The following is a 19,809-nucleotide window of genomic DNA, read 5'->3' on the forward strand; positions in this document are numbered from 1 at the left end:
TGGCTCTAATGCCGCAGTCGCAAATCAATCAATTGTCAGGGTAGCAATGTCACGCCTATGTGGGTTTTCATGGTCACGATGTGCGGGTAGGAGTGCCCCAATCAATTAGGTGGGACAGAGACACGATGCGCGTTATTGCACTTTTGCTGGCTGCAGCTGTTGGATTGGCCGCTTGCGGAACCGGAGGCGGTGGCAGCGCCAAGCAATACAAGATTTCCTCGGGCAACACCGCCCGCGTTCAGTTTCGCGTACTGGACTCAGTGAATGCGCTTCGTCAGGCCTCTGGCGCACCAGCCGTGGAACTCAATGCCCAACTGAATGCCGCCGCTGCGACCCATGCGCGGGATATGGCCCTGCAGAACCGCCCATGGCACTTTGGCTCTGACGGTTCCTCGCCGCTCGATCGAGTCGCGCGTGTGGGCTACACTGGTGTTCTGACCGGCGAAACCATCAGCGAGACCTACGAAACCGAGGTCGAGACCCTGGCCGCCTGGATGGAACAGGATGACACGCGCTCTGTGATCCTGGATCGCAATGCGCGCGACATGGGTTTTGCCTGGTTCCAGGAAGACAATGGCAAGATCTGGTGGACCCTTGTGATGGGTCAACCAAACTCTGCGTCTTTTATTGATGTTGCAGCGACCACCAGCACGCCGGAAGCCAGCGACACAAACCCGTTCTCAACGATAAATTGAGATCGGGGTTCCGTTTCTGACCATCGCGTAAATGTCGCGCATCTCTTCGTCTGAGACCGCGATACAGCCCGCAGTCCAGTCCTCAACGCCGTTCTGAAACAGTTGCGGCCGACCGTGGATAAAGATGTCTCCACCGGGGGATTCGCCGATCGAGGCCGCATAGGCGCGGTCCGCGGCGTTGGGATAAGAGATTCCAAGCGACAAATAGAAGCGGCTGTTGGGATTGCGGCGGTCGATGTAGTAATCGCCCTCCGGCGTGCGGCCATCGCCTTCAACCTGTTTGTGACCGGCAGGAGAAAACCCAAGGCCCACGTCATAGGCCTGCAGCACCTGATCATGGTGCATCAGATACATCCGGCGGCTTTCTTTATAAACCAGCACACGGGTGACCTCGGGGCCATTGTATGTGGTGAATTTCTCGGCGCAGCCTGCCAATCCGAATGCCAGAACGGCAATCATCAATGCGGAGATCCAACGCATCAACAAGTTCCTCTTTATATGTCTTCACTGCCTCTGAGCGTTTCTTAGCAGACCCGCTGGCCATGTGCCGCTCACGCCTGCGTGATACGCTCTATTTCCGAACAAATCTTGAAGCCAATTCCACGTGGGAAGACCAGCGGAATTGATCGACTGTCTGCACCCACTCAAGCGCATAGCCCGCCTGCACCAGCACCGCCGCATCACGCGCAAAGGTCACGGGATTGCAGGAAACATAAGCGATTTCAGATATCTGCGATTTAGCGAGCTCTGCCACCTGCGCCTCGGCACCTGCGCGCGGGGGGTCAATGACCGCAAAGTCATAGCGCAGATCCTCGGCAATCAGCGGATTGCGAAAAAGATCGCGAGTCTCTGCCGTCACTTTTTTAAGCCCTTTGGCCATGCGCCATCCGGCATCCATGGCTTTGACCATGGATTTCTCACCTTCGATGCCGTGCATCATATAGCTCTCTGCCAACGGCAGAGTGAAGGTGCCGCTTCCGGCAAAGAGATCAACACCTGAGTCGCCCTGCGTGATCGCAGAACGTACAGAGGCCAGCAAAGCCTCCTCGCCCTCTTTGGTCGCCTGCAAAAACGCGCCGGGCGGCGGAACAACTTTGGCTTTCCCAAAGGCTTGGTAAGGCGCAATCCGTGTTGCGATGACCTCGCCATCCCATGTGAGCCGTGCCAGCTTGTGGCGCTCCACCTCCTGCGCCATGCGCGCCAAGAGCGCGCCATCGAGCGGTTTGCCGCCTTTCACAGACAGATCAAGCCCGGCATCTGACAGGGTGACGGTGGCGCTGAGCTCGCCTTTGCGCGACCCGGCAATTTGGGACAAAGCGCCCACGATGTCCAAGGCGGGCATCAGATCCAGATGCAGAAGCTGGCAATCGCTGATGTCGGCAATCACATCCGAGGCGCGGGCATGAAAGCCGACAAGCGCACCCTTTTTGGTGCGACGGGCAGAAATCACCGCGCGGCGGCGGGACCGCGCGGGGGAGGTCACGATGGGGCGCAAATCGGTTTCCAAGCCCTGCGCGGCAAGCGCCTGACGCACCACATCAACCTTCCAATCTGCCACAAAGCCATCCGCTGCATGCTGCAACTGGCAGCCGCCGCAGCTTTTGAAATGCCGGCAAGGTGCCTTCACCCGCTGATCAGAAGGGGTCAAAACCCGTATGTTTTTCAGACGGTTGCCCTCAAGCTCCCCTTCGACAGTTTCGCCGGGAAGGGTGAGCGGGGCAAAAATCGGGCCGTCGGCGATGCCATCACCGTGCAGGCCCAGTCGCTGGATGTCGATCTGGCTCATGCCTGTCCCCTAACGAGGGACAGGCACAAGGTCAAACGCTACTCTGCCGCCTCATCGGCATTGAGGAAGCCACCGGATTGCCGCGCCCAGAAACCGGCATAGAGTCCATTCTGTGCAAGCAGCTCTGCGTGGCTGCCCTGCTCCACGATACGGCCTTGATCCATAACCAAAATTCGGTCCATCTCGGCAATCGTCGACAGACGGTGCGCGATGGCGATCACGGTTTTGCCCGCCATCATGCCGTAAAGCGTGCGTTGAATGGCCGCCTCAACCTCGCTGTCCAAAGCGCTGGTCGCTTCGTCCAAGAGTAGAATCGGCGCGTCCTTCAGGATCACCCGGGCCAGTGTGATACGCTGACGCTGACCGCCAGAGAGCTTCACGCCCCGCTCGCCAACATGGGCATCATAGCCTTTGCGCCCCTCCGGATCTTCCAAATCCAGAATGAAATCATGGGCTTCGGCCTTTTTAGCGGCGGCAATCATATCCGCCTCTGTGGCATCAGGCCGACCGTAGAGCAGGTTATCACGCACAGAGCGGTGCAGCAGCGAGCTGTCTTGTTGCACCATACCAATGGCATCGCGCAGGCTGTCCTGCGTGACGGTGGAAATGTCCTGCCCGTCGATCAAAATGCGCCCGGTTTCAACATCATAGAAGCGCAGCAGCAGCTTCACCAAAGTCGATTTTCCTGCCCCGGAACGGCCGATCAGACCCACTTTTTCACCCGGTTCAATGGTCAGAGAGATCTGGTCCAGCCCGCCGGAGCCGCGGCCGTAGTGGTGCGACAGGCCCTGCAGCTCAATTTTCCCCTGATCAAAATCAAGCTGCGGTGCTGATTTTTGATCAACCAGATCAATAGGTTGGGCAATGGTTTCCATACCCTCGGCCACAACACCGAGCTGGCGGAAGAAGGAGGTCAGCGCCCACATGATCCAGCCGGTCATCGCATTCAGGCGCAGGCTGAGCGCGGTGGCGGCCGCAACCGCCCCAACAGAAGCCTGCCCCATAGACCAGAGCCAGATGGCCCAGCCCACAACGCTGACGATCAGCACCCCGTTCAGAAGAACCAGCGCCACATCCATGATGGTGAAAATCCGCATCTCGTGCTGGAAGGTTTCCCGTGAATATTCAATGGCTTCCTTGGCATATTCCAGCTCGCGCTGATTGTGGGCAAATAGCTTTACCGAATGAATATTGGTATAGGCGTCCACCACGCGACCGGTGACTTTGGAGCGCGCGTCAGAGGCGGCCTGAGAGGCTGGGCCGACGCGTTTGACGGTCCACTTGACCAGGAAGCCATAGAGCACCAGCCAGCCAAGCATGGGCAGCACCAGACGGGGGTCTGCATCGGCCAAAAGGATCGCGGCGCCAATGACATAGGCGATGGAGAAGGTGATCGCGTCAAAGACCTGAAACACGGCTTCCCCCGCTGCCGGAGGGGTCTGCATAATCCGGTTGGCAATGCGGCCCGCAAAGTCGTTCTCAAACCAGCCAACTGATTGACGCAAAACATGTTTATGGGCTCGCCACCGGATCAAAGCCCCGAAGTTTGGCAGCACGGTATTGTTCAGCAGGAGCACATCGAGCGCCTGCAGCGCGGGGCGCAGGAAGAGCACAAACAGCACCACCAAGATGAACTCGGTGCCGTGGTCTGCCCAAACCGTCGACGGATCACCGGTAAGCAGGTCCACCACGCGGCCCATATAGGCGATCAGGCCGACCTCCACCGCCGCCACGATGATGGACATTATCGTAGCAAAAACAAAGACTTTGCGGAACGGCAGCGCATAGTCGCGCATGAAGGGCCACAGCTTGGTGGGCGGCGTATCTACTTCGTCGTAGTCGCAATAGGGGTCAACAAGGGTCTCGAAAAACTTGAACATGAGAAAGCCTGAAAGAACAGAAAGTTAAGTGCATAAATGAAGTGACACGCCACAATCGGCCGCCACTGCGGTCCGATGTGGTTATGAAAACCAAATCCCGCGATACATTTTGCACTCCTTCTCATGGTTGAGTGAGGGGATGCTGCGCTACCGTTGCGTCAAAGTCAACGGGCATTAACCAGCTTTTTGGCATGTCGGTATCGCGTCGGTAAGGCGGCTGTATCGCGGAGGTGCGAAATTTGTGGTCGGGCAAAGTGTAAGCACAAGGTGCGTTGGCCGTTGCCGATCACTCCGGTGTGTCAAGCAATGCCGCTGCGGTGAGCGTGAACTGTGACTCGATCCAGCGGGCCTCAAGTTGTTTCAGCCGTTGGCCAAGCGCGGCCCCTTGAAAGCGATCCATCAAATCGGCGGGGCGGATCGGGAAGGTCGCGGCCGCACCGCGCGCCACCTCAGAGAGCGCATCCGGCATCAAGGGCATCTCCAGCAGAGCCGCGCGCAGCAGCACGATGGGCTGCCCAAGATCGACGCCATGGTAATAGCCAAGCGCGCCGGGGCTATCGGGGCTTTCCACGCCGTTGCGCAGGGTTTCCAGCTGACGGGCGCGTTTCTTGGAGAGGCGCAACGCTTCGGCCACCTGTTGCCCGCCCAAGGCCGCAAGGCGGCGCATGGGTTCAGGGGCTAGACCGGCAAGCCCTTCCAGATGCACCAGCGGCGCAAGGGCACGGTCGTCCGTACCTTGGATTACGGCGGTGAGCGCGCCAGTGCTGCGCATGGCGGCCACGGCAGGCGCCGGGTCCGGCGCGCCCATGAGTTTGACCATCTCCGCGCCTATGCGCTCTTTGGAGAGGCTGGCAATGCCCTCGATATTGGCAGCAATGGCGGCCAAGGCCTCCGGGTCCATGCCCTCAGCCGGATCGCCGTAAAAGGCGTGAAAGCGGAAGTAGCGCAGGATGCGCAGGTAATCTTCGCGAATGCGGTCTTCGGCCACATCAATGAAGCGCAGGCGACGCGCCTTTAGATCGGCGAGGCCGCCAAGCGGGTCGACCACGGTGCCGTCAGAGCGGGCATAAAGCGCGTTCATGGTGAAGTCACGGCGGTGGGCGTCATCCTCAACATGATCGGAAAAAGCCACCACGGCGCGGCGGCCGTCGGTTTCCACATCGCGCCGGAAGGTGGTGATCTCATGGGGGATGCCACCGGAGACCACGGTGATGGTGCCGTGCTCAATCCCGGTGGGGATCGCGTTCAGCCCCGCCGCTTTGGCCAGAGCCATAACCTTTTCAGGGCGGGCATCGGTGGAGATGTCGATGTCATTGACCGGCGCGCCCAAAAGCGCGTTGCGCACGCAGCCGCCCACAAAGAGTGCCTGATGTTTATCAGTCTCTAACATGGCGCAAACCGCCTGAGTGGCGGGTGCGGTCAGCCAGTCTCCGGTGACTTTCATAGGCGCTCTACCCGTTCGGCCAGACCGCGCAGAATGCGCGCGGTGGCGCCCCAGATATAATAGGGGCCAAAGGGCACAGTGAAGTAGTGGCGGCGCTTGCCCTGCCAGCGGCGGTATTGCACGGAAAACCGCGCCGGATCGGTGACATGAGAGAGCGGAACAGAGAAGACCTCATCCACTTCGCCAGGCTCGGGGATCACGTCAAAAGCGTCTCTAACATGGCCCAAAACCGGAGTGACCGTGAAGCTTGTCACGGTCTCATGGGTGGGAAGCGTACCCAGCACCTCGACATTTTCAGAGGGCAGGCCGATCTCTTCGCGCGCCTCTCGAAGGGCGGCAGCGATCACATCCGCATCGGCCTCGTCCTGTTTACCCCCGGGAAAGGCAATCTGCCCGGGATGGTGCTTCAGATGACTGGCGCGTTTGGTGAGGATGACATGGGGAATGCCGGATTTGATCTCGATCGGGACCAGCACGCCGGCGGGGCGCAGCTTGCGGCCGGGCGGCAGGATCACATCAGGGTTGAGATCAAAATCAGAAGAGGCCGCACTGTCCAGCGACAGCGCGGCCTTGATGTGGTGGAGCGGATCAGACGCCTGCGGCATCGGCACCGCTGTCTTTGCTGCGGTCCTTGGGGGGCATGCCCACGGAGGCCGGATCCATGTCGTAATGCGCGCCGCAGAACTGGCAATCCGCAGTCACGCGGCCTTCCGGTGTGGTCATCTTTTCGATGTCACGGGCGGAGTAGATCGACAACGACTGGCGCACGCGCTCCTCGGAACATGTGCAGCCAAATTTCACCGACTGCGCAGCATAGACGCGCGGCTCTTCCTCATGAAACAGGCGCACCAGCAGGTCGGATGGCGGCACGGAAGGGCCGATCATTTCCAGGTCTTCGACCGAATCCAGCAGGATATTGGCGCGGCTCCAGTTCTCGGCGTCGTCTTCGTTGACCACATCTTTGGCCAGAAGATAGCCGCTTTCGCCGCTGCCGCCTTCGCCGGAGACTTCGGGGCTGGCCTTTGGCATGTGCTGCAACATGATGCCGCCTGCGCGCCAATGTTCGCCCACGCCCGGCTCGATGGATTTGCCGAATTTCAGCGAAAAGCGCGTGGCAAGCTGTTCAGACTGCGCGAAATAGGCTTCTGCGGAGGCCTGCAGAGAGCCGCCAACCAGACCGGAGATGCCCTGATAGGGCTTCATGCCTTCGCCCTGATCGATCAGAACCGCGAAATAGCCATTGCCGAGCTGCTCAAACGGAGTGCCTTCGGTCAGGCGCTCTTCATCAAAGCTGGCGTAAGCGCGGATGCGGGCGATCTCGCCCTCGTTTTGCGGCGCGTAGTAATCGGTGGCGATCATGCGCACGGGGCCGTTGGTCTGCACCTGCAGCGACAGCTTCCAGCGCAAGCTGATGGTCTGGCCGATCAGCGCGGTCAGCAGGGCCATTTCGGCCACCAGCGCCTCGACCGTTTCCGGATAGGCATGTTGTTTCAGCACGCCCGAGAGCACGCCATCCAGACGCGCCACACGTCCGCGAATATCAGATTTGTCCAGCTGGAACGGCAACACTGTGTCGTCCCAGGCAATTTTACTTGCAGCTTTCATGGGGTTTCCTTATCGGCCTTCCCTTGCCATACCGCGACTATATAGGGCCAGCAAGGGCCGGAAAAAGGGGTTTCACGGATGATTCCACGATTTGGCACACCACCGCGCGCGGACAAACGGTATCGGATGCGTCCCGGGGCCTATGCGGTTCTGCTCAAGGGAGAGCAGATGCTGGTGACCTATCAGAGCGCACCACATGATGAATTTCAGCTGCCCGGCGGCGGGATTGATCCCGGTGAAAGCCCTACGGTCGCGCTCTATCGTGAGGTTTTTGAAGAGACCGGCTACCGGATTGCCAAGCCACGCCGGCTGGGCGCGTTTCGCCGTTTCACCTTTATGCCGGAATATGACCTCTGGGCGGAAAAGCTCTGCACGATCTATGTGGCAACACCAACGCTGCGGATCGGCCCGCCAAGCGAGCCGGGGCATACGGCGGTGTGGATGGATATTGAGGATGCGGTGGCGCAGCTGGCCAATGACGGCGACCGCCATTTCACGGCGCAATTTCTGCGCTAAGCGGTCCGGCGGCGGGCCAATGTGCGCTCTATCGCAGGGAGCACATCAGGCGTGCTGACGCGGTCAGCCGCCTTGATATTCCAGAAGAATACCGGACACATCGTCCGGGAAGCCTTTGCCACCGGAGAATTCATCGAGCTTCCAGACCAGCGCCTGAAGGGTGTTTTCCAGATCGTGATCTTTGAGATCCGCCATCATCGTCTCAAGCCCCTCTTCGCCCAGCATGCCAGTGCCTGTGTCCGGACATTCGGTCACCCCATCTGACAGGAGGAACAGGCGGTCGCCGGGGGCAAGCTGGATGTCAAACTGCGAGAACTCGGCACCGGGGATGAGGCCGACCGGAAGGCCGCCGGGGCCATCCTGCTCAATCGTGCCATCGGCGCGCTGCACGAGCGGATGCGGATGCCCCGCCTGCGCCATGATCACCTTGCCGGTTTTCAGATCCACATCGGCCAGCAGCATGGTGAAGTAATGCTCGGTCTCCATCTCATCTAGAATGATCTCGTTAAGACGCGCCACCACTTCTGCGGGCGGCAGTGGCTGGTGGGTGCCGTCGGGCAACACCTGCATCGCCACATTATGCTCCGGCGAGGTCGCGGAAAGATGGCCCGCGAGACGGGCGGTGATCAGGGCAGAGCTGATTCCATGGCCTGAGACGTCAATCGCATAAAGGCCAATCCGCGTGTCGCTGATCTTGTAGTGGCCAACAAGATCGCCCCCCACATGGCCGGAGGATTGCAGCAACAGCGACACCGCCGCGCCATCAAAGGTGCGATAGCGTTCTGGCACCAGAGATTGCTGGAGTTTCTTGGCGGCCAGAAGGTCATTATCAAGGCTGTCATAAAGCCGCTGCAGCTCGTCCAGCGTGTCGGTTATGACCTTGTTCTTGTCTTTCAGCTCGCGCTGCATGCGCAGGATACGCTCTGCCGCAGAGATCCGGGCGCGCAGCTCATAACCGTTCACAGGTTTGGTCAGGAAATCATCGGCACCGGCGTCAAACCCCTGTGCAACCTCGGTTTTTTCGCTCTTAGAGGTCAAGAGGATGAAGTAGCCGTAGGTTTCTGTTTGCAGCTGACGGAAGGCGACGCAGAATTCGATCCCGGTCATGCCCGGCATCATCCAGTCAGACAGGATCAGATCCGGCGGATCCTCGCGGCAAATCTCCAGCGCTTCCATGCCAGAGGCAGCCTCGATCACATCATAACCGTCCCGCTTGAGAGACAGGCTGAGAATGCGCCTTTGCACACGGCTGTCATCCACCAGCAACACACGCTTGATCACGCCGGTTTCAGGCGCATCATCTTCAGCAGATTGAACAGAGGTGCTCGACAAAACTCTGGGGCCTTTGCACAAATTTCGAATTTGGTTACACAGACATCTAGGAACGTGCGCCTTAACATGCCGTCAAAAGTAAAAATGAGATAGTTCAAATTTTACGGGTTAGGAATTGTTAATACTTTTTTGTCATTGTTAGGTGAGGAACTGATGAGGAAATGCCCATGATTGACTGGGAACGCGTTGACGAACTGCGTGAAGAGATCGGCGCAGAGGACTTTGATGAAGTTGTGGACCTCTTTCTCGACGAAGTTGAGGAAGTCATCGGCCGTCTTCAGGACGGTCCGGATCTGGCCAACCTTGAGGCTGACCTGCACTTCCTGAAAGGTGGCGCGCTGAACCTTGGTTTTCGGGCGTTTTCGCAACTTTGCCAAGCTGGCGAGGCCGCTGCAGCGGCTGGGAAAGCGGACTCCGTCGATCTTGAGGCGATTCTCACGGCCTTTTCCGAGAGCAAAAACGTCTTTGCTCAAACTCTGGCTGCGGCCTAATCGCATACTGAACCTGCGCCTCTGGCGCAAAAACTCAGACGTCCCTCCTCCAAAAAGCGCTGCGCCCACTGATGTGGTGCAGCGCTTTTGCCTTTGTCCCGCTCACAGGTTTGTGACGCCTCTATCGGCATAGACCTGCCGACAGATCCGCCAAAGCCAAGGGTCAGAGCACGTATTGGGCCAGGGTTTCATCATTGGTGATGTCGGTGAAGGTCATCCCCGCGGCCTTGATTCGCTCAAACAGCGCGTCGAAATTCTCAGACCTTGTGGTTTCAATGCCAATCAGAACCGAGCCGAAGTTGCGCGCGGATTTCTTCAGATATTCAAAACGCGCGATGTCATCTTCCGGCCCAAGGGTCTCCAGAAAGTCGCGCAGCGCACCGGGGCGCTGCGGCATGCGCAGAATGAAATACTTCTTCACACCGGAGAACCGCTGCGCCCGCTCTTTCACTTCGGGGAGACGCTCAAAATCAAAATTGCCGCCGGATGTCACGCAGACCACGGTTTTGCCGCGGATTTCGTCGGCCACATCGGTCAGCGCATCCACCGCCAGCGCGCCTGCGGGTTCCAGCACAATGCCTTCCACATTGAGCATCTCGATCATCGTGGCGCAGATCCGGTCTTCGGGCGCGGCCAGCACATCCTCATGGGAGAGGCTCGCGAGACGGGCAAAGGTCTTGTCGCCAATCCGGGCCACCGCCGCGCCGTCGACAAAGCCATCAAGATTGGCCAACGTCACCGGGTGCCCGGCATCCAGAGCCGCGGCCAAGCTCATGCCGCCTTCAGGCTCCACCAGCGTGTAGCGGGTCTGATCGCCAAAATAGCTGTAAACGCCCGACGACAGGCCGCCCCCACCCACCGGCAGAATGATGTGATCCGGCACGCGGCCCAATTGGGATTCAATTTCGGCTGCGACCGTGGCCTGCCCCTCAATCACGTCTTCATCATCAAAGGGCGACAGGAAGGCAGCACCAGCCTCGGTGCAATAGGCCTGCGCCGCGGCCAGCGTGTCGTCAAAATAATCCCCGACAAGGCGGATCTCGACATTGTCGCCGCCAAACACCTGCGTCTTGAAAATCTTTTGCTGCGGCGTGGTCACCGGCATGAAGATCACGCCCTGCACGTCAAAATGCTTGCACATGAAGGCCAAACCTTGAGCGTGGTTGCCCGCGCTGGCGCAGACAAAAATCCGCTGATCGGGCGTGTTCACACGCCGCTTGCGCATGGCGTTGAACGCGCCGCGCAGCTTGTAGGAGCGCACGGGCGTGAGATCTTCGCGCTTGAGCCAGATATCGGCGTCAAAGCGGGCAGAGAGGTGGGCATTCAGCTGCAGAGGCGTGGCGGGGAAAACGCTGCGCATGGCGGCTTCGGCAGTGCGGGCACAGGTACGAAAATCGCTCATGCGCCTTCAGTGACTTAAGCCGCCCCGTTTGGCAAGGGTCAGTCGATGCTGCGGCCTTCGATGTAGTGCCCATAAAGCGTTGTCAGGATGCTGACATTGAGCAGGGACAGGAAAACGGTTGTGGCTATGGAAACCGGGACACCCAGTATTGGCGTGATCGCGCCCAGAGTAAACACGGCCGACTGGGTCGCCACCTGACAGCCAACCAAGACCAGAAGCAGCAGAAGGAGCGATCCCCAGGAGCCCGCGGTGGCGGCAAACGCTTCGCCAAGTGTCGCCGGTTTGCCAATGGCGGCTGCGGGGAGTGTTGTGGAGAGGCGCATGAAGGCCAGCACGGCAAAAATATAGGCGGCAATGCCAAGCACAATCCCAGGGATGGGCGCCGTACGCAGCAGCATCGTCACGACAAATACCGCCGGAGCGCCGACCACCAAACCCACCAGAGACAGCTTCAGGATTTGCCCCCAGTAGGCCAGGATCTGACCGCCGTTGAAGGTGGGTAGCCAACCCTGTGGCATCTCCTCAAGGATCACAAAGCGGTGCCACGCCACAACGCACCAGGTTGCCAGCGTCGCAGAAACCACAAACATGCCCAGAAAACCCAGGATAGCGGCGGCTTCAGGAAAGTCTTCAGAGGTGGATTGGGGCAGAATGGCAAACATCAGCCTGACAATCAGGCCAAGGGCAACAATGCCAAGCAGCGCCGGCACCAGAAAGATGCGCAGCGCCTCGCGCCAGTTGCGCATGACCATGCCAAAAGCATGTTTGAACAGTTTCCAACCCTGCATCTCATCACCTCTAAGTAGCTGCGCAGACGCTATGGTCGCGTTAGAGGTATCTCAAGTCAGAAGCGGGGCCGTCGGCGCAAAGCCGCCCGCGTGATGTATAACATCCACACGCGCGGCTTTGGGTGCATTGCCCAGTTCTCAGATAGAGGTGCGTTCAGGCTCAGGCCAGAAGCGCGTCGACCTGTGCGCTGCTGGGAATGCCCATGGCGATCAAGGTCGGCTCATTGAGGCGCGCAGGGTTCACGCCGGTGAGGGTAATGCCTTCTCCGCCGGGGAAAATCAGCACCGCATTGCCGTAACGGTCTGCCCGCACGGCCACATCCTGAACGCTGACCGGCTTGCCACGGGCATCGGTCAACAAAGAGACATCCAGCTGGTCGCGATCGGCCCCTTCGATGCGGAAATCCGGCACCACGTCAAAGTCATACTCTCCGGCAAAAGCGAAGGTTTCGGAATCACACATCCATTGCACCAGCGTTTCGGTCAGCTCGGCCTGCGGCGGGTGAAGATGGCCAGCAGCGGCCTCCTGCTCCCACGGTTCTTCAAAGCTGAGCACCCGACTACGGGCCAAGGTCGGAAAGCCGGTGTGATCGTCGGGCACAAAATAGGTTGCGCCGTGATGTTCAAAAAACGCGCCGTCCACCACGCCCAGCGCCGAGCGGTATTCCACACTGCCCCGGCCAAGCGGCGGATTTTCCTCTGGAAAAATCTGCACTTCCAAAGCCGCGTTTGCAGGTTTGCCAGCTGTCATTGTGTCAAACAGCCAATAGCCTTTTACATATGCCATCGGTCTTCCCCAAAATAATCCCAGGGACCAGTACGACGCATCAAGGTTAAGAAAGGTTAAACCGAGACCTGCTAAATCCTTAAATTTTTACAATCACTTGCGCAGATTTATCCGCAGATCACAGCTGTTCCGCCTGCTGTGACCAGACCTGCGGGCCAAGGCCGGATTGATACACATGGGCCAGCTGCGTGAGCGCTTCAGTGGTGATATCGGCGGTTTGCCAGGCCTTGGCGCTGACGCCAAGCATGCGCGGCATCAGCATCGGCCAGATTTGTGCGTCTTCGGTGGTGAACTCTGACCAGAAGGTGCCCTGCACCCCTTTGATACGCGCCGCAAGTTCGGGCTCCGGCACAGGCTCCCAGGCGATGGTGTCCGCGAGAGAGACATAGGCGGCCCAATTGGCACCCCAATCGTCCGGATCATCGGTGTGCGCCATATCGAGATAGACATGCTGCGCCGGGCTCATCACCACATCATAGCCTGCGCGGGCCGCAGCGAGGCCGGGCCCCTGCCCTGTCCAGCTGAACAGAAGCGCACCGCTGCCGATGCCGCCGTTGTTGCCCTTTGCGGCCTCTTCCCACGCGCAGGGGCGAAAGCCGTGCGCGGTGGTTTTGGCGGCGAGCCGCGCGATGGTCCAGCCTTGCAGATCATCGGTGGTCTCCAACCCTTCGCGCGCCATCAAATCTCGGGCCAGCGGGCTGCCCATCCAAGTGCCTTCCGGCAGTTCATCGCAGCCAAGATGCACATGACCAAAGGGGAAGAGCGCGCCCACCTCGGCCATGATCGTCTCCAGCACCTCCCATGTGCGCTCCAGCGCCGGGTTCACCACATTGCCTCTGTAGCCCTGCACACTGGTTTCCGTGCCGGTGTCCTCAGGATCGCGCAGGTCAGGAAACACATGGGTGAGGGCGATGGCGTGGGCAGGCACCTCGATTTCCGGCATCACCTCGATATTGAGCGCCTTGGCATGGGCGATGATCGCGCGGGCGGTATCTTTGGAGTAGCTGCCGCCGGAGGTCAGCGCGCCGGAGAACAGCCCGGGCAGCAGATGGCCTTCGCCACAGAAGGCGGTTTTCTGCCAGAGCTCGGGGAAACTGTCGATTTCCAAACGGAAGGCCTCATCATCGGCAAAATGCCAGTGAAAGCGGTTCATCTTGAGCAGGGCCATCAGATCGAGCAGCTCACAGATGGTTTCCGGCGCATAATAGTGGCGCGCGGTGTCAAGATGTTGCCCACGCCAGCCAAAACGCGGGGCGTCTTTGAGGGTGCCACAGGGCAGCGGCCCTTGCTGCAGGAGCGTCAGAAGCGTGATGCCCGCATAAAACACCCCGCCATAATCTCCGGCGCGGATGGTAATGCCCTGCTGTGTGATCTCGATTTCATAGGCATCTTCGGCAAAGTCTGCGAGCGCAATACTAGTCTCTATTTTACCTTGAAAGCGCCAGTTTTTGCGCTTTGCCAGCGCGGCAACCGCCTCCAGCGCGGGATGGGTGCATTGGATGCCGTCCAGCGCCAGCGTGCCGCCGGACGGCACCCAGCTTTGCGGCTGCGGCACCAACGGCAGGCCGGGGAACGGGCCAAGATCCGGCAGCGGTTGCGGGCGGCATCCCGAAGGCGGTTTGGGCAAAGGGATCGCCTCTCCAGCCACTCGCAGAAAAGGGCCCAAAGGCAGCCACGCGCGGTTGGCGGGGTGAAAACCTTTGGCGTAGCGGATGGTCAGTTCGTAAGGCGTATCGGCCGCCAGGTCGGGCAGCTGGATTTCCGTGTAGCTGCCAAGCTCCTTGGTCACTGTGCCACCGGACACCACCTCAAACGGCGCCATGCCTGAAAAACAAAACACCGGAGCCGTCAATGCGCGATCCGGTGTGAAGGTGCAGAGGATTTCCTTGCCAATGAGGCGACTTTCATACTGCATATCAATCCAACCTGAGCTCTGAAACGAAGTCATAAATGTCTGAACGGTACAGTCCGCGCGTCAGCTCGATCGGGCGGCCCGAGGCGAGGTAGCCGGTGCGCACGATCTGCAAGACCGCGCAGCCCTCAGGCAGCTTCATCAGATCGGCATCAGAGGGCGACAGATTGAGCGCGGTCACCCGCTGAATGGCGCGGGTTGGGGCGCTGCCGTCCTTGCGCAGGAGCGTATACAGCGAGGTGTCGATCTGCTCCGGGTCGCGCAGAATGTCACGCGGCAGAGAGGAATATTCGAGCGCGATGGGCGTGCCGCCAGCACTGCGCAAGCGGTTGATGCGTGCGACCTTTTCATGCGCCGCCAGCCCCAGCGTGACCATTTCATCGGGGTTGGGCGAAAACAGCCCGCGCGAAAGCACTTCGCTTGTGGCCTGCATCCCGCGGGCACGCATGGTTTCGGTGAATGACACCAGTGACGACAGCGACTGCTCCAGACGGGGCGAGGGGATGGCCACAAAGGAGCCTGCGCCGCGCCGCTGTTCAATCAACCCCTCCTCAACCAGCAATGACACCGCCTTGCGCACGGTCACGCGGCTGATGTCTGCGGTGTCCGCCAGATCGCGCTCCGGCGGGAGCTGATCACCGGGTTGCAAGCCACCACTGCGGATCTCTGCGGCGATGTGACGATAGAGCTGCTGATACCGTGGCCCACGTCCGGCGCGGTGCCAGACACTGGGATCATAAAGAGATGTCTCGGTTTCCATCACGGGCCCTCATGTGGTTTCAAAAACAATACCAATTTGCAAAATATACGCAATGAGGCAGACTGAACTCCTTACGAAATGCCTGTTTTTCATAGGTTATTCAAGGTAATTCTTTTTTGGTATTGTATTGGTAGCATTTTGGTTTGATTGGGTTAACATATTTGTCATGAATTGATTCGGCTCCCGTAAGAGCCGATGAAAACCATGGGGGATATGGATGGCCGAACTCTCCGCTCAGGCACCACAAGACAGCGCCAGCCTGCGCAGCCGCACTTTGCCAGAGGGGCTCTTTGGCTGGCTGCTGGTTGGGCCCGCGATGCTTTTCATCGCCGTGATCGTGGCCTGGCCATTGGCGGAAACCATCCGTCTGTCCTTCATGGAGGCCGGACTTGGCGGCGAAAGCTATGTCGGCCTTGAGAACTATCAGGATCTCGCCGACAGCCGCCGCTTTCACCAAACGATTGTGCGGACGTTCTACTGGATGTTCCTGAGTGTCGGGCTGAAGCTGGTGCTGGGCCTGATCGGAGCGGTGCTGCTCAATGCGGCCATTCCGGGCCGTGCGCTCTTCCGGGTGCTGGTGATGCCGCCCTGGGTGATCCCGATTGCGATTGGCTGTATCGGCTGGATGTGGCTCTATAACGGCTACTTTGGCGTGTTGTCCGGCACTTTGATGAAGCTCGGCATCACCGATGGGCCGTTTGAATTCCTCGCCTATAAGACGTCGGCTTTCTACTCGGCCATTGTGACCGACGTCTGGGTGGGCACGCCGATGGTGACGCTGTTCTTCCTTGCCGCGATGCAGGGTGTGAGCCGCGATCTTTATGAGGCCGCCTGGGTGGATGGCGCCGGGCGCTGGTATCGCTTCCGCCGCATCACCATCCCGCAAATCCTGCCGGTGATTGTCTCCATGGCGCTGTTGTCCGCGATTTTCACCTTCAACAGCTTTGAGATCATCTGGATTTTGACCGAAGGCGGGCCACGCGGCGCGACGACTACAATGATCGTGGACACCTACAAGGTGGCGATTGGCAACTACAAGTTTGGTGAAGGTGCCGCGCGTGCTGTCATCATCGTCCTGCTGCTCGGTATTTTCTCTCTCATCTACTTGTTCTTCCTGAACAAAGTGAACAAACGCTACGGGGTGAAGTGACATGATGGATCGCTACACAAAGCTGCAACTGGTCGGCATCTACGCCGCGCTTGCTGTCTTCCTCACCTTCATGCTGCTGCCGTTTTTTGAGATGTTCATGGCCAGCCTGCGCCCGCTGGAGCATCTGTTCCGCAGCCCCTATCAGTTCTGGTCTGATGATTTCAGCCTGCGGGCCTATAGCGACATGTGGGTCACCGTGCCTCTGCTCGGCCGCTATATCTTCAACTCGATTTTCATCGCCAGCGCGGTGACGGCGATTACCATGGTGTTTGTGGTGCCTGCGGCCTATGCCTATGCGCGGCTGGAGTTTCCCTTCAAAAACATCAGCCTTGGCATCTTCCTCGGCGTGAACATGTTCACCGGCGCGGTGCTGCTCATTCCGCTTTACCGCGTGCTGCGCACCATGGGGCTGCTCAACACCTATTGGGCAATGATCATTCCCGGTGTCGCCTTCCTTATTCCGACCGGCATCTGGCTGCTGCGCTCCTATCTGGAAAAAATCCCGCGCGAGCTGGAGGAAGCCGCTTTTGTGGATGGTGCCAGCCGTCTTTACACCCTGCGCCGTGTGGTGCTGCCGCTGGCGGTGCCCGGGCTGATCGTGGTGGGCGTTGCGGTCTTTATCGGCGCCTATGCACAGCAATTTTTGTTCGCAATCACATTCAACCAGACCCGCGAGCTGCAGCCGCTGCCTGCCGGTCTTTATGAATTCATCGGATACCAAACGGTGACCTGGAATGAGATGATGGCCGCTGCCTTGGTGGGCGTTCTGCCCGTCATGGTCATCTTCCTGTTCCTGCAAAAGTATCTCGTCGCCGGCCTCACCGCTGGCGCCGTGAAAGAATAATCAAACAAGGGAGACTATTTATGAAAAGCGTAAAACTGACATTGGGCGCGGCCCTTTTGTCCGGCGTGGCAAGCACGGCCATGGCGGCGGACAAAGAAGTTCATTTCATCATGTGCGGCGGCGAAGTGCGCGCGGCAGACCAAGCGGTGGTCGATCAATTTGAAGCCGACTACGAAGGCGTAAAGGTGAACCTGGAAGCGGTGCCATGGGGCACATGCCAGGACAAATCCCTGACTCTCGCCGCAGCCGGTGATCCGCCCTCCATCGCCTATATGGGCAGCCGTACCCTGCGCCAGCTGGCCAAGAATGATCTGATCGTACCGGCAGAAATCGACCCGAGCACACCTTATCAGCCCGGTGTTCTGAACACTGTGACCGTGGAAGGGACCGCCTGGGGCTATCCGCATGCGTTCTCCACCAAGGCGCTGTATCTGAACTGTGACATCATCGAAGCCTCCGGTCAGGCCTGTGAAGCGCCAGCGACCTGGGACGCGATGTATGATCTGGCCAAAGGCGTGGTGGACAACACCGATGCGGCGGGCGTGGGCCTCGCGGGCAAAGACTTTGACAACACCATGCACCAGTTCCTGAACTACCTCTATTCCAACGGTGGTGCGGTGATCGACAGCGCGTCGGGCGAAAACATGCTCGACAGCAAAGAGACCCGCGAGACGCTGGAATTCTACGGTAAGCTCGTGGATGTGGCGCAGGACGGCCCAACCGCATGGGAACGTGACCAGCTGCGTGACCTGTTCAACGACGGCCAGATCGCGATGTATGTCTCCGGCCCATGGGGTCACAACCAGCACAACGAAGACATCAACCAGAAGGTTGTGCCTGTGCCTGCTGGCCCTTCCGGCACCTCCGGTTCGATCCTGATCACCGACTCCATCGTGGTGTTCAAAGGTTCAGGTCACGAAGATCTGGCGCAGGAGCTGGCCAAGCGCATCACCTCCGGTGACAGCCAGTATGATCTGGACAGCAGCTGGGGTCTGACCCCGATCCTGGACTATTCCAAGCTCGGCAAAGAAGATCTCTACTACGCGGATGGCATCTGGCCGACCTTCACAGCCTCCATCGCGACCGGTGGTCCGGAGCCGCTTGTGGAAGATTTCAAATCGCTGCAGTCGGTATTCACCAACATGGTGCAGGGCATCATCCTGAAGGATGACACCGTGGACAACCTTGTCACCATCGCCGCTGAAGAGCTCGACGACGCGCTCTAAGCGGTCTCCCTGCTCCGGGCGTGCCTTCTGCGGTGCGCCCGGGGTGAAATTCCTCCTCTCTATCAATCCCTTCTCAGACAGACGGACAGTGCCATGGCGACGCTCAACCTCAATGCAATCAACAAGTCTTTTGGCACCGCCAAAGTGTTGCATGACATCAGCCTCGCAATTGAGGACAAGGAGTTTGTGGTCTTTGTCGGCCCATCCGGCTGCGGCAAATCCACCTTGCTGCGCATCATTGCCGGGCTGGAAGAAGCCACGTCAGGCTCCATCGTGATTGGCGGCAACGACGTCAGCCACGCCGCACCAGTGGACCGCGGCATCTCGATGGTGTTTCAGTCCTACGCGCTTTATCCGCATCTGAGTGTTTATGAGAATATCGCCTTCCCGCTGCGTGTGCAGAAGATGGCGAAAGCCGAATTGGACGCACGTGTGCAGCGTGCCGCCAAAGTTTTGCAACTCACGGAAAAACTGCAGCTCAAGCCAGGACAGCTTTCGGGTGGTCAGCGCCAGCGCGTGGCCATTGGCCGCTCGATTGTGCGCGAACCCAAAGTGTTCCTGTTTGATGAGCCGCTCTCCAACCTTGACGCCGCACTTCGTGGGGATATGCGCGTCGAGCTGAGCCAGCTGCACCGCGAATTGGACGCCACCATGGTCTATGTGACCCATGATCAGGTCGAAGCGATGACCATGGCAGACCGGATTGTGGTGCTGAACGGCGGGCAGGTGGAGCAATTCGGCTCACCGATGGAACTCTACCACCACCCCGCCACAAAATTTGTGGCAAGCTTCATTGGCCAGCCAAACATGAACTTTGTACCGGCCAAGGTGCTCGACGCCGCAGGCGCGCTGACTGTGGAGCTTGAGGGCGGCCACAAGATGTCGCTGCCGGTGGAGACCGAGGGCGTCAGCGTTGGTGACACTGTGGAGGTCGGCATTCGCCCCGAACATGTGGCTTTGGGCCAGAATGGTCTCGATATTTCGGTGAATGTGCTGGAACGTCTGGGCGGTGTGGCGATCACCTATGGCACCATTGGCAATGGCACACGGTTCTGCGCCTCCCTGCCCGGAGATGCGCCGGTGCGCGAGGGTGAAATCCTGAACCTCACGGTCGCGCCAGAGGACTGCCATGTGTTCCAAAGCAACGGTCAGGTGCTGCGCCGCAAATCCGCGCCTGCGCTGGTGGCCTGA

At 59.3% G+C, this 19,809-nt stretch carries 19 protein-coding genes; 7 read left to right on the forward strand and 12 right to left on the reverse strand.

Translation table 11 applies throughout. The features are described from left to right. The first annotated feature begins 125 nt into the window (after positions 1 to 125). A complete protein-coding gene (locus J7400_RS01000; RefSeq protein WP_209058014.1) occupies positions 126 to 695 on the forward strand; it encodes a CAP domain-containing protein in 570 nt (189 codons plus the stop codon). Here the strand turns inward: J7400_RS01000 and J7400_RS01005 are convergent. The 6 genes from J7400_RS01005 to J7400_RS01030 form a co-directional block, all read right to left on the reverse strand. Continuing rightward, complete coding sequence (locus J7400_RS01005) at positions 681 to 1,175, reverse strand: L,D-transpeptidase family protein (protein ID WP_209058016.1); 495 nt, start codon at positions 1,173 to 1,175, stop codon at positions 681 to 683. The genes J7400_RS01000 and J7400_RS01005 overlap by 15 nt on opposite strands. Before the next feature lie 91 nt (positions 1,176 to 1,266). Then, positions 1,267 to 2,481 (reverse strand): class I SAM-dependent RNA methyltransferase, encoded by a 1,215-nt coding sequence (locus tag J7400_RS01010; RefSeq protein WP_209058018.1) that lies wholly within the window; start codon positions 2,479 to 2,481, stop codon positions 1,267 to 1,269. A 38-nt stretch (positions 2,482 to 2,519) separates the two neighbouring features. After that, the gene (locus J7400_RS01015) at positions 2,520 to 4,361 is read right to left on the reverse strand and encodes an ABC transporter ATP-binding protein (protein WP_209058020.1); all 1,842 of its coding nucleotides are present in this window, start codon (positions 4,359 to 4,361) and stop codon (positions 2,520 to 2,522) included. Between the two features lie 286 nt (positions 4,362 to 4,647). After that, positions 4,648 to 5,805, reverse strand: a complete 1,158-nt coding sequence (locus tag J7400_RS01020) for a CCA tRNA nucleotidyltransferase (RefSeq protein WP_209058022.1) — start codon at positions 5,803 to 5,805, stop codon at positions 4,648 to 4,650. Then, positions 5,802 to 6,410, reverse strand: coding sequence for a CoA pyrophosphatase (locus tag J7400_RS01025; protein WP_209058024.1), 609 nt, complete (start codon positions 6,408 to 6,410; stop codon positions 5,802 to 5,804). The genes J7400_RS01020 and J7400_RS01025 overlap by 4 nt, the downstream gene beginning before the upstream one ends. After that, positions 6,394 to 7,410 carry an Hsp33 family molecular chaperone HslO gene (locus J7400_RS01030; protein ID WP_209058026.1) on the reverse strand — a complete coding sequence of 339 codons (1,017 nt, stop codon included), beginning with the start codon at positions 7,408 to 7,410 and terminating at the stop codon, positions 6,394 to 6,396. The genes J7400_RS01025 and J7400_RS01030 overlap by 17 nt, the downstream gene beginning before the upstream one ends. 78 nt (positions 7,411 to 7,488) lie before the next feature. On the opposite strand from J7400_RS01030, the gene J7400_RS01035 reads away from it, so the two are divergent. After that, positions 7,489 to 7,926: an NUDIX hydrolase gene (locus J7400_RS01035; RefSeq protein ID WP_209058028.1), complete on the forward strand. Its 438-nt coding sequence runs from the start codon at positions 7,489 to 7,491 to the stop codon at positions 7,924 to 7,926. A gap of 63 nt (positions 7,927 to 7,989) precedes the next feature. Here the strand turns inward: J7400_RS01035 and J7400_RS01040 are convergent, their stop codons facing one another. After that, positions 7,990 to 9,258, reverse strand: coding sequence for a SpoIIE family protein phosphatase (locus J7400_RS01040; RefSeq protein WP_247738561.1), 1,269 nt, complete (start codon positions 9,256 to 9,258; stop codon positions 7,990 to 7,992). A gap of 167 nt (positions 9,259 to 9,425) precedes the next feature. Here J7400_RS01040 and J7400_RS01045 point away from each other — a divergent pair, with 167 nt between their 5' ends. Further along, complete coding sequence (locus J7400_RS01045) at positions 9,426 to 9,749, forward strand: Hpt domain-containing protein (protein WP_209058030.1); 324 nt, start codon at positions 9,426 to 9,428, stop codon at positions 9,747 to 9,749. A 163-nt stretch (positions 9,750 to 9,912) separates the two neighbouring features. Here J7400_RS01045 and ilvA read toward each other — a convergent pair whose 3' ends face one another. From ilvA to J7400_RS01070, 5 genes are all read right to left on the reverse strand, one after another. Next, the gene (gene ilvA / locus J7400_RS01050; protein ID WP_209058032.1) at positions 9,913 to 11,151 is read right to left on the reverse strand and encodes a threonine ammonia-lyase IlvA; all 1,239 of its coding nucleotides are present in this window, start codon (positions 11,149 to 11,151) and stop codon (positions 9,913 to 9,915) included. A gap of 38 nt (positions 11,152 to 11,189) precedes the next feature. Then, the gene (locus J7400_RS01055) at positions 11,190 to 11,939 is read right to left on the reverse strand and encodes a hypothetical protein (RefSeq protein ID WP_209058034.1); all 750 of its coding nucleotides are present in this window, start codon (positions 11,937 to 11,939) and stop codon (positions 11,190 to 11,192) included. A 160-nt stretch (positions 11,940 to 12,099) separates the two neighbouring features. Continuing rightward, positions 12,100 to 12,726: a hypothetical protein gene (locus tag J7400_RS01060; protein WP_209058036.1), complete on the reverse strand. Its 627-nt coding sequence runs from the start codon at positions 12,724 to 12,726 to the stop codon at positions 12,100 to 12,102. 118 nt (positions 12,727 to 12,844) lie between these two features. Further along, a complete protein-coding gene (locus J7400_RS01065; protein WP_209058038.1) occupies positions 12,845 to 14,641 on the reverse strand; it encodes a beta-N-acetylhexosaminidase in 1,797 nt (598 codons plus the stop codon). Between the two features lies 1 nt (position 14,642). Beyond that, complete coding sequence (locus J7400_RS01070; RefSeq protein WP_209058040.1) at positions 14,643 to 15,398, reverse strand: GntR family transcriptional regulator; 756 nt, start codon at positions 15,396 to 15,398, stop codon at positions 14,643 to 14,645. Positions 15,399 to 15,615: 217 nt separating this feature from the next. On the opposite strand from J7400_RS01070, the gene J7400_RS01075 reads away from it, so the two are divergent. From J7400_RS01075 to ugpC, 4 genes are all read left to right on the forward strand, one after another. Next, positions 15,616 to 16,548 carry a sugar ABC transporter permease gene (locus J7400_RS01075; protein WP_209058048.1) on the forward strand — a complete coding sequence of 311 codons (933 nt, stop codon included), beginning with the start codon at positions 15,616 to 15,618 and terminating at the stop codon, positions 16,546 to 16,548. Position 16,549: 1 nt separating this feature from the next. After that, on the forward strand, positions 16,550 to 17,392 hold the full coding sequence (locus tag J7400_RS01080; protein WP_209058050.1) for a carbohydrate ABC transporter permease: 843 nt from the start codon (positions 16,550 to 16,552) through the stop codon (positions 17,390 to 17,392). Positions 17,393 to 17,412: 20 nt separating this feature from the next. Continuing rightward, positions 17,413 to 18,618, forward strand: a complete 1,206-nt coding sequence (locus J7400_RS01085; RefSeq protein ID WP_209058052.1) for a sugar ABC transporter substrate-binding protein — start codon at positions 17,413 to 17,415, stop codon at positions 18,616 to 18,618. Positions 18,619 to 18,711: 93 nt separating this feature from the next. After that, entirely contained in the window at positions 18,712 to 19,809 is a 1,098-nt protein-coding gene (ugpC, locus tag J7400_RS01090) for a sn-glycerol-3-phosphate ABC transporter ATP-binding protein UgpC (protein WP_209058054.1), read from the forward strand.

The sequence above is a fragment of the Shimia sp. R9_2 genome, from assembly GCF_017743735.1.
GTDB lineage: Bacteria > Pseudomonadota > Alphaproteobacteria > Rhodobacterales > Rhodobacteraceae > Shimia.

Coding starts and splice junctions, on each gene's coding strand:
- J7400_RS01000 (WP_209058014.1), top strand. CDS start 126: ATGCGCGTTATTGCACTTTTGCTGGCTGCAGCTGTTGGATTGGCCGCT.
- J7400_RS01005 (WP_209058016.1), bottom strand. CDS start 1,175: ATGCGTTGGATCTCCGCATTGATGATTGCCGTTCTGGCATTCGGATTG.
- J7400_RS01010 (WP_209058018.1), bottom strand. CDS start 2,481: ATGAGCCAGATCGACATCCAGCGACTGGGCCTGCACGGTGATGGCATC.
- J7400_RS01015 (WP_209058020.1), bottom strand. CDS start 4,361: ATGTTCAAGTTTTTCGAGACCCTTGTTGACCCCTATTGCGACTACGAC.
- J7400_RS01020 (WP_209058022.1), bottom strand. CDS start 5,805: ATGAAAGTCACCGGAGACTGGCTGACCGCACCCGCCACTCAGGCGGTT.
- J7400_RS01025 (WP_209058024.1), bottom strand. CDS start 6,410: ATGCCGCAGGCGTCTGATCCGCTCCACCACATCAAGGCCGCGCTGTCG.
- J7400_RS01030 (WP_209058026.1), bottom strand. CDS start 7,410: ATGAAAGCTGCAAGTAAAATTGCCTGGGACGACACAGTGTTGCCGTTC.
- J7400_RS01035 (WP_209058028.1), top strand. CDS start 7,489: ATGATTCCACGATTTGGCACACCACCGCGCGCGGACAAACGGTATCGG.
- J7400_RS01045 (WP_209058030.1), top strand. CDS start 9,426: ATGATTGACTGGGAACGCGTTGACGAACTGCGTGAAGAGATCGGCGCA.
- ilvA (WP_209058032.1), bottom strand. CDS start 11,151: ATGAGCGATTTTCGTACCTGTGCCCGCACTGCCGAAGCCGCCATGCGC.
- J7400_RS01055 (WP_209058034.1), bottom strand. CDS start 11,939: ATGCAGGGTTGGAAACTGTTCAAACATGCTTTTGGCATGGTCATGCGC.
- J7400_RS01060 (WP_209058036.1), bottom strand. CDS start 12,726: ATGGCATATGTAAAAGGCTATTGGCTGTTTGACACAATGACAGCTGGC.
- J7400_RS01065 (WP_209058038.1), bottom strand. CDS start 14,641: ATGCAGTATGAAAGTCGCCTCATTGGCAAGGAAATCCTCTGCACCTTC.
- J7400_RS01070 (WP_209058040.1), bottom strand. CDS start 15,398: ATGGAAACCGAGACATCTCTTTATGATCCCAGTGTCTGGCACCGCGCC.
- J7400_RS01075 (WP_209058048.1), top strand. CDS start 15,616: ATGGCCGAACTCTCCGCTCAGGCACCACAAGACAGCGCCAGCCTGCGC.
- J7400_RS01080 (WP_209058050.1), top strand. CDS start 16,550: ATGATGGATCGCTACACAAAGCTGCAACTGGTCGGCATCTACGCCGCG.
- J7400_RS01085 (WP_209058052.1), top strand. CDS start 17,413: ATGAAAAGCGTAAAACTGACATTGGGCGCGGCCCTTTTGTCCGGCGTG.
- ugpC (WP_209058054.1), top strand. CDS start 18,712: ATGGCGACGCTCAACCTCAATGCAATCAACAAGTCTTTTGGCACCGCC.